The sequence below is a fragment of the [Erwinia] mediterraneensis genome, from assembly GCF_900604315.1.
Taxonomy (GTDB): domain Bacteria; phylum Pseudomonadota; class Gammaproteobacteria; order Enterobacterales; family Enterobacteriaceae; genus Pantoea; species Pantoea mediterraneensis_A.
The window spans coordinates 1,461,591-1,478,043 of sequence record NZ_LR026978.1 but is presented as its reverse complement, the minus strand read 5'-3'; the positions used below and the strand labels follow the sequence as shown (position 1 = coordinate 1,478,043).

General features: G+C 52.1%; 12 protein-coding genes and 2 rRNA genes. 11 read left to right on the top strand and 3 right to left on the bottom strand.

All coding sequences use genetic code 11. From position 1 onward, the window contains the following. Positions 1–36: 36 nt before the first annotated feature. Positions 37–2,938, top strand: a 23S ribosomal RNA gene (locus E0E17_RS06975). Between the two features lie 93 nt (positions 2,939–3,031). Further along, positions 3,032–3,147, top strand: a 5S ribosomal RNA gene (rrf, locus tag E0E17_RS06970). Positions 3,148–3,351: 204 nt separating this feature from the next. Here rrf and mobB read toward each other — a convergent pair. Next, positions 3,352–3,873, bottom strand: a complete 522-nt coding sequence (gene mobB, locus E0E17_RS06965) for a molybdopterin-guanine dinucleotide biosynthesis protein MobB (RefSeq protein WP_130835480.1) — start codon at positions 3,871–3,873, stop codon at positions 3,352–3,354. Continuing rightward, positions 3,873–4,445 (bottom strand): molybdenum cofactor guanylyltransferase MobA, encoded by a 573-nt coding sequence (mobA, locus tag E0E17_RS06960; RefSeq protein WP_130832823.1) that lies wholly within the window; start codon positions 4,443–4,445, stop codon positions 3,873–3,875. The genes mobB and mobA overlap by 1 nt, the downstream gene beginning before the upstream one ends. A gap of 73 nt (positions 4,446–4,518) precedes the next feature. Between mobA and E0E17_RS06955 the strand changes: the two genes are divergently transcribed. The 5 genes from E0E17_RS06955 to spfP all read left to right on the top strand — a co-directional run bounded on the left by E0E17_RS06955 (position 4,519) and on the right by spfP (position 10,016). Continuing rightward, positions 4,519–4,788 carry a YihD family protein gene (locus E0E17_RS06955; protein ID WP_130832821.1) on the top strand — a complete coding sequence of 90 codons (270 nt, stop codon included), beginning with the start codon at positions 4,519–4,521 and terminating at the stop codon, positions 4,786–4,788. Between the two features lie 63 nt (positions 4,789–4,851). Then, entirely contained in the window at positions 4,852–5,838 is a 987-nt protein-coding gene (locus tag E0E17_RS06950; RefSeq protein WP_130835479.1) for a serine/threonine protein kinase, read from the top strand. Positions 5,839–5,864: 26 nt separating this feature from the next. Then, the gene (dsbA, locus tag E0E17_RS06945) at positions 5,865–6,494 is read left to right on the top strand and encodes a thiol:disulfide interchange protein DsbA (RefSeq protein WP_130832819.1); all 630 of its coding nucleotides are present in this window, start codon (positions 5,865–5,867) and stop codon (positions 6,492–6,494) included. 406 nt (positions 6,495–6,900) lie between these two features. Further along, entirely contained in the window at positions 6,901–9,684 is a 2,784-nt protein-coding gene (gene polA / locus E0E17_RS06940; protein WP_130832817.1) for a DNA polymerase I, read from the top strand. Between the two features lie 284 nt (positions 9,685–9,968). Continuing rightward, complete coding sequence (gene spfP, locus E0E17_RS20635; RefSeq protein ID WP_071892919.1) at positions 9,969–10,016, top strand: small protein SpfP; 48 nt, start codon at positions 9,969–9,971, stop codon at positions 10,014–10,016. Positions 10,017–10,102: 86 nt separating this feature from the next. Here spfP and yihA read toward each other — a convergent pair whose 3' ends face one another. Next, positions 10,103–10,738 carry a ribosome biogenesis GTP-binding protein YihA/YsxC gene (gene yihA / locus E0E17_RS06935; RefSeq protein WP_130835478.1) on the bottom strand — a complete coding sequence of 212 codons (636 nt, stop codon included), beginning with the start codon at positions 10,736–10,738 and terminating at the stop codon, positions 10,103–10,105. 548 nt (positions 10,739–11,286) lie between these two features. On the opposite strand from yihA, the gene yihI reads away from it, so the two are divergent. From yihI to E0E17_RS06910, 4 genes are all read left to right on the top strand, one after another. Further along, entirely contained in the window at positions 11,287–11,802 is a 516-nt protein-coding gene (gene yihI, locus E0E17_RS06930; RefSeq protein ID WP_130832815.1) for a Der GTPase-activating protein YihI, read from the top strand. Positions 11,803–12,038: 236 nt separating this feature from the next. Then, positions 12,039–13,412, top strand: coding sequence for an oxygen-independent coproporphyrinogen III oxidase (gene hemN, locus E0E17_RS06920; RefSeq protein ID WP_130832811.1), 1,374 nt, complete (start codon positions 12,039–12,041; stop codon positions 13,410–13,412). A gap of 344 nt (positions 13,413–13,756) precedes the next feature. Then, complete coding sequence (locus E0E17_RS06915; protein WP_130832809.1) at positions 13,757–15,640, top strand: type VI secretion system family protein; 1,884 nt, start codon at positions 13,757–13,759, stop codon at positions 15,638–15,640. Continuing rightward, positions 15,637–16,290: a DUF2931 family protein gene (locus E0E17_RS06910; protein WP_130832807.1), complete on the top strand. Its 654-nt coding sequence runs from the start codon at positions 15,637–15,639 to the stop codon at positions 16,288–16,290. Before E0E17_RS06915 ends, E0E17_RS06910 begins: the two co-directional genes overlap by 4 nt. Positions 16,291–16,453: the final 163 nt, after the last annotated feature.

The following is a 16,453-nucleotide window of genomic DNA, read 5'->3' as shown; positions in this document are numbered from 1 at the left end:
CACGGGTCGCGACAGCGAAACGTCTGTGGGTTGTGAGGTTAAGCGAACAAGCGTACACGGTGGATGCCCTGGCAGTCAGAGGCGATGAAGGACGTGCTAATCTGCGAAAAGCGCCGGCGAGGTGATATGAACCTTTGACCCGGCGATGTCCGAATGGGGAAACCCGGTGCACTCAGTGCATCATCGCAACATGAATACATAGTGTTGCGAGGCGAACCGGGGGAACTGAAACATCTAAGTACCCCGAGGAAAAGAAATCAACCGAGATTCCCCCAGTAGCGGCGAGCGAACGGGGAGCAGCCCAGAGCCTGAATCAGCATGTGTGTCAGTGGAAGCGTCTGGAAAGGCGCACGGTACAGGGTGACAGTCCCGTACACGAAGGCACAGATGCTGTGAGCTCGATGAGTAGGGCGGGACACGTGATATCCTGTCTGAAGATGGGGGGACCATCCTCCAAGGCTAAATACTCCTGACTGACCGATAGTGAACCAGTACCGTGAGGGAAAGGCGAAAAGAACCCCGGCGAGGGGAGTGAAACAGAACCTGAAACCGTGTACGTACAAGCAGTGGGAGCCTCTTTATGGGGTGACTGCGTACCTTTTGTATAATGGGTCAGCGACTTATATTCTGTAGCAAGGTTAACCGTATAGGGGAGCCGCAGGGAAACCGAGTCTTAACCGGGCGTTAAGTTGCAGGGTATAGACCCGAAACCCGGTGATCTAGCCATGGGCAGGTTGAAGGTTGGGTAACACTAACTGGAGGACCGAACCGACTAATGTTGAAAAATTAGCGGATGACCTGTGGCTGGGGGTGAAAGGCCAATCAAACCGGGAGATAGCTGGTTCTCCCCGAAAGCTATTTAGGTAGCGCCTCGTGAATTCATCTCCGGGGGTAGAGCACTGTTTCGGCTAGGGGGCCATCCCGGCTTACCAACCCGATGCAAACTGCGAATACCGGAGAATGTTATCACGGGAGACACACGGCGGGTGCTAACGTCCGTCGTGAAGAGGGAAACAACCCAGACCGCCAGCTAAGGTCCCAAAGTCATGGTTAAGTGGGAAACGATGTGGGAAGGCCCAGACAGCCAGGATGTTGGCTTAGAAGCAGCCATCATTTAAAGAAAGCGTAATAGCTCACTGGTCGAGTCGGCCTGCGCGGAAGATGTAACGGGGCTAAACCATGCACCGAAGCTGCGGCAGTGACACTGTGTGTTGCTGGGTAGGGGAGCGTTCTGTAAGCCGCTGAAGGTGTGCTGTGAGGCATGCTGGAGGTATCAGAAGTGCGAATGCTGACATAAGTAACGATAAAGCGGGTGAAAAGCCCGCTCGCCGGAAGACCAAGGGTTCCTGTCCAACGTTAATCGGGGCAGGGTGAGTCGACCCCTAAGGCGAGGCCGAAAGGCGTAGTCGATGGGAAACAGGTTAATATTCCTGTACTTGGTGTTACTGCGAAGGGGGGACGGAGAAGGTCAGGTTAGCCGGGCGACGGTTGTCCCGGTTTAAGCGTGTAGGCTGGTTTTCCAGGCAAATCCGGAAAATCAAGGCTGAGGCGTGATGACGAGGCACTACGGTGCTGAAGTAACTGATACCCTGCTTCCAGGAAAAGCCTCTAAGCTCCAGGTAACACGAAATCGTACCCCAAACCGACACAGGTGGTCAGGTAGAGAATACCAAGGCGCTTGAGAGAACCCGGGTGAAGGAACTAGGCAAAATGGTGCCGTAACTTCGGGAGAAGGCACGCTGGCATGTAGGTGAGGGGACTTGCTCCCGGAGCCGAAGCCAGTCGAAGATACCAGCTGGCTGCAACTGTTTATTAAAAACACAGCACTGTGCAAACACGAAAGTGGACGTATACGGTGTGACGCCTGCCCGGTGCCGGAAGGTTAATTGATGGGGTCAGCCGCAAGGCGAAGCTCCTGATCGAAGCCCCGGTAAACGGCGGCCGTAACTATAACGGTCCTAAGGTAGCGAAATTCCTTGTCGGGTAAGTTCCGACCTGCACGAATGGCGTAATGATGGCCAGGCTGTCTCCACCCGGGACTCAGTGAAATTGAACTCGCTGTGAAGATGCAGTGTACCCGCGGCAAGACGGAAAGACCCCGTGAACCTTTACTACAGCTTGACACTGAACATTGAGCCTTGATGTGCAGGATAGGTGGGAGGCTTTGAAGCGCGGACGCCAGTCTGCGTGGAGCCATCCTTGAAATACCACCCTTTAATGTTTGATGTTCTAACCTGGCGCCGTGATCCGGCGTGGGGACAGTGTCTGGTGGGTAGTTTGACTGGGGCGGTCTCCTCCCAAAGCGTAACGGAGGAGCACGAAGGTGGGCTAATCACGGTCGGACATCGTGAGGTTAGTGCAAAGGCATAAGCCCGCTTGACTGCGAGCGTGACGGCGCGAGCAGGTGCGAAAGCAGGTCTTAGTGATCCGGTGGTTCTGTATGGAAGGGCCATCGCTCAACGGATAAAAGGTACTCCGGGGATAACAGGCTGATACCGCCCAAGAGTTCATATCGACGGCGGTGTTTGGCACCTCGATGTCGGCTCATCACATCCTGGGGCTGAAGTAGGTCCCAAGGGTATGGCTGTTCGCCATTTAAAGTGGTACGCGAGCTGGGTTTAGAACGTCGTGAGACAGTTCGGTCCCTATCTGCCGTGGGCGCTGGAGAACTGAGGGGGGCTGCTCCTAGTACGAGAGGACCGGAGTGGACGCACCGCTGGTGTCCGGGTTGTCACGCCAGTGGCATTGCCCGGTAGCTAAGTGCGGAAGAGATAAGTGCTGAAAGCATCTAAGCACGAAACTTGCCCCGAGATGAGTTCTCCCTGACCCTTTAAGGGTCCTGAAGGGACGTTGAAGACGACGACGTTGATAGGCCGGATGTGTAAGTGCAGCGATGCATTGAGCTGACCGGTACTAATGACCCGTGAGGCTTAACCTTACAACGCCAGAGGCGTTTTGATGAGAGACGCGATTTTCAGTTTGTTACCCGGATACGTTGTGCGGCCTGCGGGCGGCGCGACAACAGAATTTGCCTGGCGGCCAGAGCGCGGTGGTCCCACCTGAACCCATGCCGAACTCAGAAGTGAAACGCCGTAGCGCCGATGGTAGTGTGGGGTCTCCCCATGCGAGAGTAGGGAACTGCCAGGCATCCATACACGACAGAGCCCCGTACGCGAGTACGGGGCTTTTTCGTCTGCGCAGAATCCGGCTTCCGCCCCGCAGAGCCTGCCGCTCTGCGGGCGATCTCCATGTAAAACCCACTGATTTTTCTTCCGGTTATGACCAGCTGCATGAGTGCGCTTGTCTCATGATAGCCGTGCCCCTGTCAGAGCCGGCTACGGATATAACGCTTCACTTCCCATTCTGGCGCTGGGTACTCAGCCAGTCAGCAATAAACGCAGCGATCACCGCAGGCTGGTTAATATCCAGCATCGGCAAGGAGAGATTGAGGGAAGTATCGCTGGCGACGGCAATAACATGCTGATCGATCAGGGGTTCAATACGATCCTTAACGCCTGCACGCCATAAAATTATTTTAGGCACAGCCTCACCTTTAAATCCCTCTACCAGCACGATATCCAGCGTTGCAGCATCCATCTGACGTGCCAGAAACTGCAGATCCACCGCCTGGCTTTCTGGCGTCTCCTTAATCAGCGCCCAGCGTTGTTCACTGGCAACAATCACCTGTCCGGCCCCGGCTTTACGCAGCTCATAGCTGTCTTTGCCCGGCGTATCGATATCCATCTGATGATGAGTATGTTTGATCAGGCCAGGCCTTATCCCGGCAGCTTTCAGCAAGGGTATCAGCTGCTTCAGCAGGGTAGTCTTACCGGTCCCGCTCCAGGCAACAAAGGCCAGTAAAGGCAAAGTCATCATCGCGCTCCCAGGCTTGTCAGTTCTTCCGGTGTATTGATATTGCTGAATGCCGATTCATCGTCCGGAAACATCACGGCATGGCCCCCTTCCTGCAGCAGAAAATGCAGTAACCGACGCTCACCGCGTAGCAGGTAATCCTCCAGCGGCCCGGCCAGGTCGCGATGCAGTAGTGCCAGCGCCGGGTGATCCCGTTGCACCGAGCGTACCCAGACGGCGTGTGCATTGCCCTTTTGCTGGCACAGGCGAACCACATAGTCTCGGGGAATAAAAGGTGTATCACAGGCGCAGAATGCAGCCCACTCCGTCTTCATCGCCTGCAATGCGCTGAGCATGCCTGCCAGAGGACCGGGGAAATCGGGTAAGCTATCGCTAATCACTTCGACACCGCTCAACCGATACTGACTGAGGTTACGGTTTGCGCTGATCAACAACTGGTCGACCTGAGGGTGTAGTCGTTGTAATACATGCTGATAAAGGGGCTGGCCATGCAGCTGCAATAAACCTTTATCTTCTCCACCCATTCGGCGGCTCTGCCCGCCAGCCAGAATCACGCCGGTAATGGCCGTCATAAAAAGATCCTCACTTTATAAGGGTAAATAACCCTGTTAATGTAATGGTTATTTAGGGAGTGACGAGGTGCCAATGAAATACCAACGCCTGAATGAACTGATCGATCTGCTACAGCCAGCATGGCAAAAAGAGCCAGACCTCAATTTACTGCAATTTTTGCAGAAACTGGCGCTGGAGTCTGGTTTCAGTGGGCCATTAGTTGAATTAACGGATGATATTTTGATTTATCATCTCAAAATGCGCGATAAGGATAAGCAAGCCGCCATCCCCGGACTGCAGAAAGATTATGAAGAAGATTTTAAAACGGCCTTACTGCGTGCGCGTGGCGTGATCAAGGATTAAGCGCGCAGAGCGAGTGATGCTATCCTTGCGGATTCAGAGTACAGGTAACCAACAGGCAAAATGATGAGCGAAGCCGCCTTTAATTTCCACACGCTGGATCCCGATCTTATTCTCGATGCGTTATGGGAGTCGGGCTTGCGTGTCGAATCAGGTTTAACCGCGCTGAACAGCTATGAAAACCGCGTCTACCAGTTTAGCGATGAAGATAAAAGGCGCTACGTGGTGAAGTTTTATCGGCCCCAGCGCTGGCGTGCAGAACAGATTGAAGAAGAACATCGCTTCTCCCTTGATTTACAGGCGGATGAGGTGCCAATTGCCGCGCCGCTCAGCTTGCAGGGCAAAACCCTGAATCACCATGGCGGTTTCTGGTTTGCCGTTTTTCCCAGCCTGGGAGGACGCCAATACGAAACGGATAATGAAGAGCAGATGGAATGGGTAGGCCGTTTCCTCGGGCGCATTCATCAAACCGGACGTAAAGGTGTGTTTCAGCAGCGTCCCACAATAGGCCTGGATGAATATGTTCACCAGCCGCGCGAGCAACTGGAGCAAAGCACCTTTGTGCCTTCTTCACTAAAGGCTCCCTTACTTAATGCCCTGGATAAGCTGATCGCCACATTACAGCAACAGTGGCACAGCGACTGGCAATCTTTACGCCTGCATGGTGACTGCCATCCGGGCAATATTCTCTGGCGCGACGGGCCTTTTTTTGTTGATCTGGATGATGCGCGTAACGGACCAGCGGTACAGGATCTCTGGATGCTGGTGAATGGCGATCTGCAGGAAAGGCGCATCCAGTGGGATATTTTGCTGGAGGCATACAGCGAGTTCAGTGACTTTGATATTCATGAATTGTCACTGATTGAGCCTTTACGGGCGATGCGCATGGTTTATTATCTGGCCTGGGTTGTACGTCGCTGGCAGGATCCCGCATTTCCCCGCGCCTTCCCCTGGATGACGGATGAGGATTTCTGGCGCAGGCAAATTTCCCTTTTTAACGAGCAGGATAAGCTGTTACAGGAACCGCCTTTACAGTTGACCCCGCAATTTTAATGAAGAAGTGAGGAGAATTTTTCCCAATGAAAAAAATCTGGTTTGCGCTGATTGGCCTGGTGCTGGCTTTCAGCGCCTCCGCTGCACAATTTACCGATGGCAAACAATATGTAAGTCTGCCGAAACCTGTCGCCGGAGAACCTCGGGTTATGGAGTTCTTCTCTTTTTTCTGCCCGCACTGCTATCAGTTTGAAAGCGTTTATCACGTTAGCGATGCGGTGAGAAAAAATCTGCCGGAAAATATTAAAGTCAGCAAATACCACGTTGATTTTCTGGGCGGTGACTTTGGGCCGGTAGTTACCCATGCATGGGCAGTGGCGCTGGCGCTGGGAGTAGAGGACAAAGTAACGGGAGCGCTTTTTGAAGGTATTCAGAAAACGCAGACCATCACCGATGCTGCCAGCCTGAAAGAGGCGTTCATTAACGCCGCGGGAATTTCTCCGGCGGACTATGATGCTGCCTGGAATAGTTTTGCAGTTAAAGCGCTGGTTGCTCAACAGCAAAAAGCCGCTGCCGATGTTGAATTGCGCGGTGTGCCGGCGATGTTTGTTAATGGCAAATATATGGTCAATAACGGCGGACTGGACACCAGTTCAATGGAGAACTTTGTTGCCGATTACGCCAACGTCGTGAAATTCCTGGTTGATAAAAAATAACCGCTGCGTTTGTTTTATTTTACGCCGGCCGTGCCGGCGTTTTTAATTTCTGTCTCTGCTGACGTCTGCTTGTTCTTACGCTGAAAATAATCGCAGCAGAGATAGATTTTTTAAGCATTAATTTAATATCCACATTGACCTTTATGTCATTAAAAAGGTATTTCAGGTCACGGTAAATTAATAACCTGTTGTTTATAAAGTATTTTTAACTGTAAATTAAATAATATTAACGTAAATAACAATACGTTATGTTTTTTACACACAAAGTTATCCACAGGCTGATCCTTGCGATCCCGGCCGCGCATGCAGGAAAATTTGCCCTGAACGCCTGCACAAATTCAACATTCCTGCCAGGCTGTGGCATTCTTATACACTTACCTATGGCTAACGAAGAAAACACAGACCTATGGCGCAAATTGCAGACAATCCCCTGATTCTGGTTGATGGCTCATCCTATCTTTACCGTGCTTATCACGCTTTTCCGCCGCTGACCAATAGCGCGGGTGAGCCAACCGGGGCCATGTATGGCGTGCTCAACATGCTAAAAAGCCTGTTGACGCAGTACAAACCGAGCCATGTCGCTGTGGTTTTCGATGCTAAAGGCAAAACGTTCAGGGATGAGTTATTTGAGCATTACAAATCCCATCGTCCCCCCATGCCGGATGATTTACGATCGCAAACCGCCCCATTACATGAAATGGTCAGGGCGATGGGACTGCCGCTGCTGGCAATCAGCGGTGTGGAGGCGGATGACGTAATCGGCACGCTGGCACTTGAAGCGGCAAAACAAGGGCGCCCGGTGTTGATCAGCACCGGTGATAAAGATATGGCCCAGCTGGTTTCGCCTCATATCACCCTGATCAACACCATGAACAATACCATCCTTGGCCCGGAAGAAGTTGAGCAGAAATTTGGCGTTCCGCCTGAGTTGATTATCGACTTTCTGGCGCTGATGGGGGATTCATCCGATAACATTCCGGGCGTGCCGGGTGTCGGTGAAAAAACGGCACAGGCATTGCTGCAGGGGCTGGGCAGCATGAAATCCATTTATGAAAATCTGGATAAAGTTGCCGATCTGGGCTTCCGTGGAGCAAAAACCATGGCGGCAAAACTGGAGCAGAATAAAGAGGTGGCTTTTCTCTCCTATCAGCTGGCGACAATCAAAACCGATGTGCCGCTTGAGCAGCATTGCGATCAGTTGACGGTTAATGAGCCGGACATTGAAGCCTTACAAACGCTGTTCAGTCGCTACGAATTCCGCCGCTGGCTGACGGATCTGCAGGAAGGTAAGTGGCTGCAGGGCAAGAAGAGCAATCCGCAGGCGCAAAAGGTACTGGCAACAGAAGTTGAACAGCCGGAGGTGTCCAGCATCCTCTCTGCGGACGGTTATGTCACTATCCTTGATGAAAAGACCTTTGAAGAGTGGCTGGAGAAGCTGCAGAAGAGTGAACTTTTCGCCTTTGATCTGGAAACGAACTCGCTGGATACCCTGAGCGCCGCTATTGTGGGGATCGCCTTTGCCATTGCCCCTGGCGAAGCGGCTTACCTGCCGCTCGCGCACGATTATCTGGATGCCCCGCCGCAACTGGATCGCGACAGCGTATTGCAGCGTCTTAAGCCGGTGCTGGAAGATAGTAACGCGGCCAAGGTCGGGCAAAACCTTAAATACGATCGCGGCGTGCTGCAAAATTACGGCATTGAGCTGGACGGTATTAAATTCGATACCATGCTGGAATCCTACATGCTGAACAGCGTGGCAGGAAAACATGACATGGACAGCCTGTCCATGCGCTGGCTGAAACATAAAACCGTCACCTTTGAAGAGGTCGCCGGCAAAGGAAAAAACCAGCTCACCTTTAACCAGATCGATGTAGTACAGGCCGCTCACTATGCAGCGGAAGATGCGGATGTCACGCTACAGCTGCATCTGAAAATGTGGCCAGAGCTGGAAAAAGCCAGCGGACCGAAAAAGGTATTCGAAGAGATCGAAATGCCGTTGCTGAGCGTTATCTCACGCGTGGAACGTAACGGGGTGCTGATCGACCAGGCGATCCTTGCGCAACACTCTCAGGAGCTGACCACCCGGCTGGCTGAGCTGGAAGAAAAAGCCCATGAGCTGGCGGGCGAACCTTTTAACCTCTCCTCGACCAAACAGTTGCAGACTATCCTGTTCGAAAAACAGGGTATCAAGCCGCTGAAGAAAACGCCGGGTGGCGCGCCTTCTACCAGTGAAGAAGTGCTTGCCGAGCTGGCACTGGATTACCCGTTACCTAAAGTGATTCTGGAGCATCGCGGGCTTTCCAAGCTGAAATCTACCTACACGGATAAGCTACCGCAGATGATCAACCCGCTGAGCGGGCGCGTACATACCTCGTACCATCAGGCGGTAACGGCAACGGGGCGTCTCTCTTCTACCGATCCTAACCTGCAGAATATCCCGGTGCGCAATGATGAAGGCCGACGTATTCGTCAGGCGTTCATCGCAGCGGAAGGGAATCGCATTGTCGCGGCGGACTACTCACAAATCGAGTTGCGCATTATGGCGCACCTTTCTCAGGACAAAGGACTGCTGGACGCCTTTGCTCATGGGGAAGATATTCACCGTGCCACGGCGGCAGAGGTATTTGGGATGGCGCTCGGCAAGGTCAGCGCTGAACAACGTCGCAGCGCCAAGGCGATTAACTTCGGCCTGATTTACGGGATGAGTGCCTTTGGCCTTTCTCGCCAGCTGAATATCGGTGCGGGCGAAGCGAAGAAGTACATGGATCTCTATTTTGAACGCTATCCTGGCGTGCTGCGCTACATGGAAAACACGCGTCAGCTGGCGGCAGAAAAAGGCTATGTTGAAACCCTGGATGGCCGTCGTCTCTGGCTGCCGGACATCAAATCCAGCAATGCCATACGTCGTAAAGCAGCAGAGCGTGCCGCCATTAACGCCCCGATGCAGGGCACCGCGGCGGACATCATCAAGCGCGCCATGATCGATGTGGATGCCTGGATACAGCAGCAGGGCAACGACGACGTCAGGATGATTATGCAGGTGCACGATGAGCTGGTATTTGAAATCCGTGCTGATCGGGTTGAGGCGGCGAGCCAGCAGATTCGTCATCTGATGGAAAACAGCATGAAGCTGGATGTCCCCTTGCAGGTTGAGGTGGGCGTGGGCGATAACTGGGACCAGGCGCACTAAGCCTGGGCGTTTACCGGCAGGTCAGGTGACAGATAAGTGCCCTGCATCAGCCATAAGGAATACCCGGGCTTGATCGGTTCAGCACTCGCTGAAAGAGCCCGGCAAAAGGTCATTTCTAACTGGTTCAACGCTAAGCACTTTTTTAGTAATTAAACTACAGATGATGCGCAGTTTTGTGATGAACCTTAAGAAAAAAAGCTTATCTGATGAAAATTAGCTACAAAAAATCCTTTGTGGCTCTGAAAAAATCAGGTAAAGTTTACGGCGTAGGGTACAGAGGTAAGATGTTCTATCTTTCAGACCTTTTACTTCACGTAATCGGATTTGGCTGAATATTAGCCGCCCCAGTCATTATATGGCTGGGGCGTTTTTTATTGGGCGTTGCTGAGGGAAGCGATAAAAAGCGGCGGGCAAAAGATTACGCTTCCGGCTGCGTCTCTTCTTCGGCAGGTGCCAGCTCACTGAACCAGAGATCGAGTTTGTGGCGCAGTTTATCGACACCGATTTTTTTCAGCGAAGAAAAAACTTCTACCTGCACATCCCCCATAAAAGCCAGCGAGGCTTCACGCACCATGTTCAGCTGCGCTTTGCGCGCCCCTGATGCCAGTTTGTCCGCTTTTGTCAACAGTACCAGTACCGGAATCTGGCTCTCTACCGCCCACTGAATCATCTGCTGATCGAGATCCTTCAGTGGATGGCGAATATCCATCAGCACCACCAGGCCTTTCAGCGCATTGCGCATCTGCAAATATTCACCCAGCGCGCGCTGCCATTTGCGTTTCATCTCTTCCGGGACTTCGGCATAGCCATAGCCGGGCAGATCCACAAGGCGTTTACCTTCCACTACTTCAAACAGGTTGATGAGCTGGGTACGTCCGGGGGTTTTACTGGTACGCGCCAGGTTTTTCTGGTTGGTCAGTGCGTTCAGCGCACTGGATTTACCTGCATTGGAGCGCCCGGCAAAAGCCACTTCAATGCCGCTGTCCGCAGGAAGGTGACGGATATCCGGGGCACTGGTGACGAAATGGGTAACGTGATAATTCAAAGACAAGATAAAACTCCAGAAGCTGTATTCGGGCAATGGTGCTGATTATACCCTTTATGGCGTTAAAGTGCCCGGAAGCTTCATATTTGTACGGCGATTAAAAAAACAAGCGATACGTGCGCAAGGTAAGCACTCTGCTTAACGCTGGATCTGATGTTTAATTCTTGTATTTCAGTTAGATAACGAAATTTGAGTTAAGTATTTTTTGATTTTTCCTGCTCTTTGACTTGTGGGATTTGCCGGTTGGTCTACAGTTGTTGTCAGTGCACGGCAGCACCCATCAGGAGGATGCGCTCAGGAGCGTCAGGACGATAAGGAGCGAAGGAGCAGGAGCCGATCAACGGAACGGGTCGACAGGGACAGGGATACTCTCAGGATAAGAGCAGGCGCAGGATAAACCGGGACGTTGTACGCCGGAAAGGAGTTACAGAGCGTTTCCTTCACTGGAAGGTGCTAAAAAAGGCGACAGCACAGGCTGTCGCCTTTTTTCTTGCCGCGCTTTCTGCTAGATTTCGCCGCAATTCTATACTGAAGAAAAAACCCCGAGACTGGATACCATGAAGCAACCTGCACGAGCCCCGCGCGGCAAACCTGCCGCCAAACGCAAATCGCGTGAAGATCTGAATATGGAAGCGCGCGATCGTAAGCGCGACAAGAAGCATCGTGGCCATGTTTCCGGCAGCCGTGCAAATCCGGTAGCGCAAAGTCAGAACCAGAAGAAAGGGACGGCGGCGAAAGATCCGCGTGTCGGCAGCAAAAAACCCGTACCGCTGCTGGCGGCAGGGCAAAAGGTACAGCAGCCTGAGGTGAAAAAGAAACAACCCGCCAAAGCGGAAAAGGTGCGTATGACGCCAGCGGAAGAACTGGCCATGCTGGAAAATGATGAGCGTCTGGACCAGCTGCTGGATCGTCTGGAAAACGGCGATGCGCTGTCGGCAGAGGAACAAGCCTGGCTGGATGAAACGCTGGACCGGATTGACGTACTGATGGAAGAACTGGGTATCGAAATGGATGACGATGCTGATGACGAGCAGGCCGAAAAAGATATGCTGCGCCTGCTGAAAGGAAATTAAGCCGATTTTGACGGGCATGCGCGCCCTGCGCATGCCGCGCTAAACAGGTATTCGCCTATGCTTTGGCCTGGATCAATTTTAGCGCTGCTGCTGACATGTTATCTGCTCTGGTTATTGATTAAACTACGCCGGCTGTCGCGTCTGAAGTCGCGAATTCGGCGGAATCTTCTCCGTCGGCCTGTTTCCTCTTCTGTTGCGCGACCTTCTCCCCGAAGACGTCACCGGAAGGAACACACATGGCATCGCAACAGATTGAGTGGGACCAGGCGCTGATTGAAAAGTACAATTATGCGGGTCCACGCTACACGTCTTATCCCACCGCGCTGGAATTCAACGAGCAGTTCACCCATCACGATTTTCTGCAGGCCGTTGCGCGTTATCCTGACCGTCCGCTGTCGATCTATATCCATATCCCTTTTTGTCATCGTCTCTGCTACTTCTGCGGTTGCAACAAAATCGTCACGCGGCAGCCGCAGAAAGCCGATCGCTATCTGGACGCGCTTGAACAGGAGATTCGTCAGCGCGCGCCCTTATTTCGTCAGCGCCAGGTAACACAGCTGCACTGGGGCGGCGGCACCCCGACATTTCTGACGAAAGCGCAGATGAGCCGGCTGGTCACCTTGCTGAAGCAGGAGTTTCAGTTTGCCGCAGAGGCTGAAATGTCGATTGAAATCGATCCTCGTGAGATCGCGCTGAATGTACTGGATCATTTACGCCTGCTGGGTTTCAACCGTCTCAGCATGGGAGTGCAGGACTTCAATAAAGAGGTTCAGCTGCGTGTTAACCGGGTGCAGGATGAAACTCTTATTGCGGCGCTGATGCAGCGGGCCCGCGAACAGGGCTTTGCCTCAGTGAATCTGGACCTGATTTATGGTTTACCGATGCAGACTCCGGAAAGCTTCGCGTTTACCCTGCAAAAAGTGCTGGCGCTGAATCCCGATCGCCTGAGCGTTTTCAATTACGCCCATTTGCCCACCCTGTTTGCGGCACAACGCAAGATCAAAGAGGAAGAGCTTCCTGGCGCGCAACAAAAGCTGGCTATTTTACAGCAGACTATCGAAACGCTGACGCAGCAGGGTTATCAGTTTATCGGCATGGATCATTTCGCCCGACCGCAGGATGAACTGGCGGTAGCGCAACGTAATGGCCAGCTGCACCGCAACTTTCAGGGCTACACCACACAGGGCAACAGCGACCTGCTTGGTATGGGCGTCTCGGCGATCAGTATGATTGGCGACTGTTATGCCCAGAATCAAAAAGCACTTAATGACTGGTACGCCAGTGTTGAAACGCAGGGACATGGGCTGTGGCGGGGAGTAACGCTGACGCAGGACGACATCCTGCGGCGTGAAGTGATCAAAACGCTGATTTGTCATTTTGCACTCGATTTTCAGGTGATTGAGGGGCAATGGGCTATTCGTTTCGAAGACTATTTCGCTGAGGACCTGGCTCTGCTGGCACCCCTGATTGCTGATGGACTGGTGGAACGCACCGGTAAAGGTTTACAGGTTACTCCCCGTGGACGGCTGCTGATCCGTAATATTTGTATGTGCTTCGATCTTTATCTGAGGAACAAAGCGCGCATGCAGCAATTTTCTCGGGTGATATAAGACCTGGCGTATTTATTGATGCAAAGTATGGCTAAAAAGAAATGAGATTATTTTAAAGGTGAAAAATTACCTTGCGATAATTTTATTATCGGTAATAAAATAAATCCTGACTTAAGAAAAAAGTGGAAATCTCATAAATAATTAGTTTTGCATCTTAATAAGCTAATAATGGATTAACTAAAAGGATTTAGTATGAAAAGAATATCCTGTACCTGCCAGGTGTTATCGTTATTTGTCTTAGCAGAAAAAAGACTTATTTTGTCAGGTCTTATCGCACCACATAAGCAGAGTGTGGTGCGTTTTCCTGCACTGTTTTGTCTGGCTTGTTGTTAAGGAGAAACGCGATGAAAACGGGACACTGGATCGTCTCGGGTGACAGAACGTCTTGTGGTGGCATCGTCCTGGAGGGAAGCGCAACCAAATTTATGGGACCGGATCGCAGGCCCGTAGCCACTGTCGGCTGCACTGCAACTTGTGGCAAATACTCAGGAAATTACTGTATTACCGGTGGTTTTCCCGGGGAAACTATTGAAGGCCGCTATGCAGCCAGTACCCTTTACAGTCGTGTAAACTGTCCCTGTAATGCCACGCTGATTCCCTCTCAGACCTGGGCGCATCATGCGCTGCATCCCGAAACAACGGAGCAGAATAACTTTTCTGAGCATGCGCAGCATGCGCAGGCTGCCAGAAAAATCGTGACGCTGGGTGCAGGGCATGAGGAAAAAGATGTAAAACAAAAAAGACAGGAAATTACCCTGACGATAGGCATATTTTTTGACGGCACCGGTAATAATGCGGTCAATACAGAAAATATGATGGCTGTCTGTAAGGCGCGGCATTATTCCCTGAGCGATCCGGATATAAAAAGCATTCTGGAAAGGTGCGCCAAAGAGATGACGGGGGTGTCTGGTATTCGGTCAACCAGCTATATCGGTTATTATACTAATGTGCACTGGCTTAAAACCCTGTATAAAACGGATCTGCTACCTGCCAGCGGTAATATCCAGGCATCACTTTATATCGAAGGTATCGGCACGGAGTCCGGTAAGCCGGATAGCCAGCCTGGCCAGGGAATGGGCATTGCGGATACCGGCGTGATTGCTAAAACGGACAGAGCTGTATCCCATTTAGCCCAGATCATACATAAAACATTATCAGATATAAAAAATGACGAACCTGATACAGAATTTATAATTAAATCCTTGCAGTTCGATATTTTTGGCTTCAGCCGTGGTGCTGCGGCTTCCCGCCATTTTGCTAATCGCGTACAGTCGGAAGATTCCGCCATCATTAACGCTATCCGGCTGGGATTGCAAGACTACGAATTCAGAGGCGCTCCCGCAGGCAAAATCCGCTTTATCGGCCTTTTTGACACGGTAGCTGCCATCGGCACTCCGACAAATGGTCTGAACCCGCACAATGCCGATACGGGCGATGTGAATATTATTTTGCGGCCCGGCGTAGCGGAGAAAGTTTTCCATATCACGGCACAGCATGAATGCCGCTTCAACTTTGCCCTGAACAGCGTATCTCCAGCCTGGCCAGAACTGGCGTTACCCGGTGTGCATTCTGATATCGGCGGTGGTTATCTCCCGGTAGTGAAAGAAGATCTGTTTCTGAGCCGACCGGAAACCGAGACGGTGCCGCTCCGCCAGGCAGATGATAAAACCAGAGTCTATCGTCGGGCCAGCGATCAGCTGGCGGTGATAAAAGAATATCCTGCTCTTGCCTCCCTCTTACGTACGCATCCTGTAACGGTGGAAAGCTGGCACGATGAACGGATGCCGCAAAACAAATACAGTGATTTTCAGAAACGCAGCTATGCCGCTCTGACACTACGTAACCGCCTCGTAAAGCATGACTGGTCAAAGGTAGTTCTGCGGGTGATGATTGATGCTGCGCAGGAAGCGGGGGTAATTTTTAACGTAATTGACTTTCATAACCCCGAGCTATCATTACCAGCCGAACTTATCCCACACTGTGAAAAAGCGTTAGCAATGGGAAAAGCTGTACGTACTGGTCAGCCAGTAACCGCCTTTACCCCGGATGAACTGGATCAGTTAGCCAAAGAATATATTCACTGTTCAGCTCACTGGAATGCGCTGATTACAGATCAGGAAGGCTTGCTTAATGGCGGGGCAGCCCCGGCGGACGTGATCAGTTTTATTCATCGCCCCGACGAGCAGTGGACGCGTACCTGTTACAACATGGATGGAAAGCAAATATGAAACTGAAAAGTGTCGCTATAGCCTGTTTACTGCTGCTGACCGGCTGTCAGGCTGGCGGGCCCGTAACTCCGGAAGATACCGGCGCAATGCCTTATGGAAAATGGGATTTCGCCTTTTTTACCCCCAGGGCATTACCAGCCCTGGTAACTTATGTCGCGATGATTGATGCGAAACAGGTGCTCTATACCTGGCGCACGCTGGACAGTGTGCAGGAGAATCCCAAAAGCGTGGGATCCTGGGCGAAAAGAGTAAGAAGGCATGCGCAGTTCAACAAAGCGCGCCATCCGCCGGTAGAAATCCTGTTCTGCTGGGATTCGATAATCGATATGAAAACCTATGAAACGCATATCGTTTTCCCGGAAGCGATGCGCCAGAAGATGCTGGTACCCGTCGGGCTGGACTGGGCCGGCAACACCGCCTGGTACGATACGGTGCTGTTTGGCCTGGCACCGCAGGGAAAAGTGCGTATCTGGCTGCAGACTAACGCGCCCGGAGACAACCTGCCGGTTGAGCCAGAGAAGATCACCACACTGTCCGGCGAAGCGCTGGATGTCTGCAAAGGCATCTCTGCGCATAAACAAGGATATAAATATACCCAAACTACCGAAGAATTTATCAAAGGCAAAACCTACCCCTATGGCGACTGGTAAGCCCGGCACGGTTGTTACAGAAGATAAGCAGGAAAAGACGTCACTGCACAACATGGATGGCAAGCAAATATGAAACTGAAAAGCGGCGTTACAGCCTGTTTACTGCTGCTGACCGGCTGTCAGGCTGGCGGGCCCGTAACCCCGGAAGATACCGGCGCAATGC

Bases quoted from the DNA above. Each gene is read 5' to 3' on its own strand.
- yihI (WP_130832815.1), top strand. From the start codon at position 11,287: ATGAAGCAACCTGCACGAGCCCCGCGCGGCAAACCTGCCGCCAAACGC.
- E0E17_RS06910 (WP_130832807.1), top strand. From the start codon at position 15,637: ATGAAACTGAAAAGTGTCGCTATAGCCTGTTTACTGCTGCTGACCGGC.
- hemN (WP_130832811.1), top strand. From the start codon at position 12,039: ATGGCATCGCAACAGATTGAGTGGGACCAGGCGCTGATTGAAAAGTAC.
- E0E17_RS06915 (WP_130832809.1), top strand. From the start codon at position 13,757: ATGAAAACGGGACACTGGATCGTCTCGGGTGACAGAACGTCTTGTGGT.
- mobB (WP_130835480.1), bottom strand. From the start codon at position 3,873: ATGACTTTGCCTTTACTGGCCTTTGTTGCCTGGAGCGGGACCGGTAAG.
- polA (WP_130832817.1), top strand. From the start codon at position 6,901: ATGGCGCAAATTGCAGACAATCCCCTGATTCTGGTTGATGGCTCATCC.
- dsbA (WP_130832819.1), top strand. From the start codon at position 5,865: ATGAAAAAAATCTGGTTTGCGCTGATTGGCCTGGTGCTGGCTTTCAGC.
- E0E17_RS06950 (WP_130835479.1), top strand. From the start codon at position 4,852: ATGAGCGAAGCCGCCTTTAATTTCCACACGCTGGATCCCGATCTTATT.
- mobA (WP_130832823.1), bottom strand. From the start codon at position 4,445: ATGACGGCCATTACCGGCGTGATTCTGGCTGGCGGGCAGAGCCGCCGA.
- E0E17_RS06955 (WP_130832821.1), top strand. From the start codon at position 4,519: ATGAAATACCAACGCCTGAATGAACTGATCGATCTGCTACAGCCAGCA.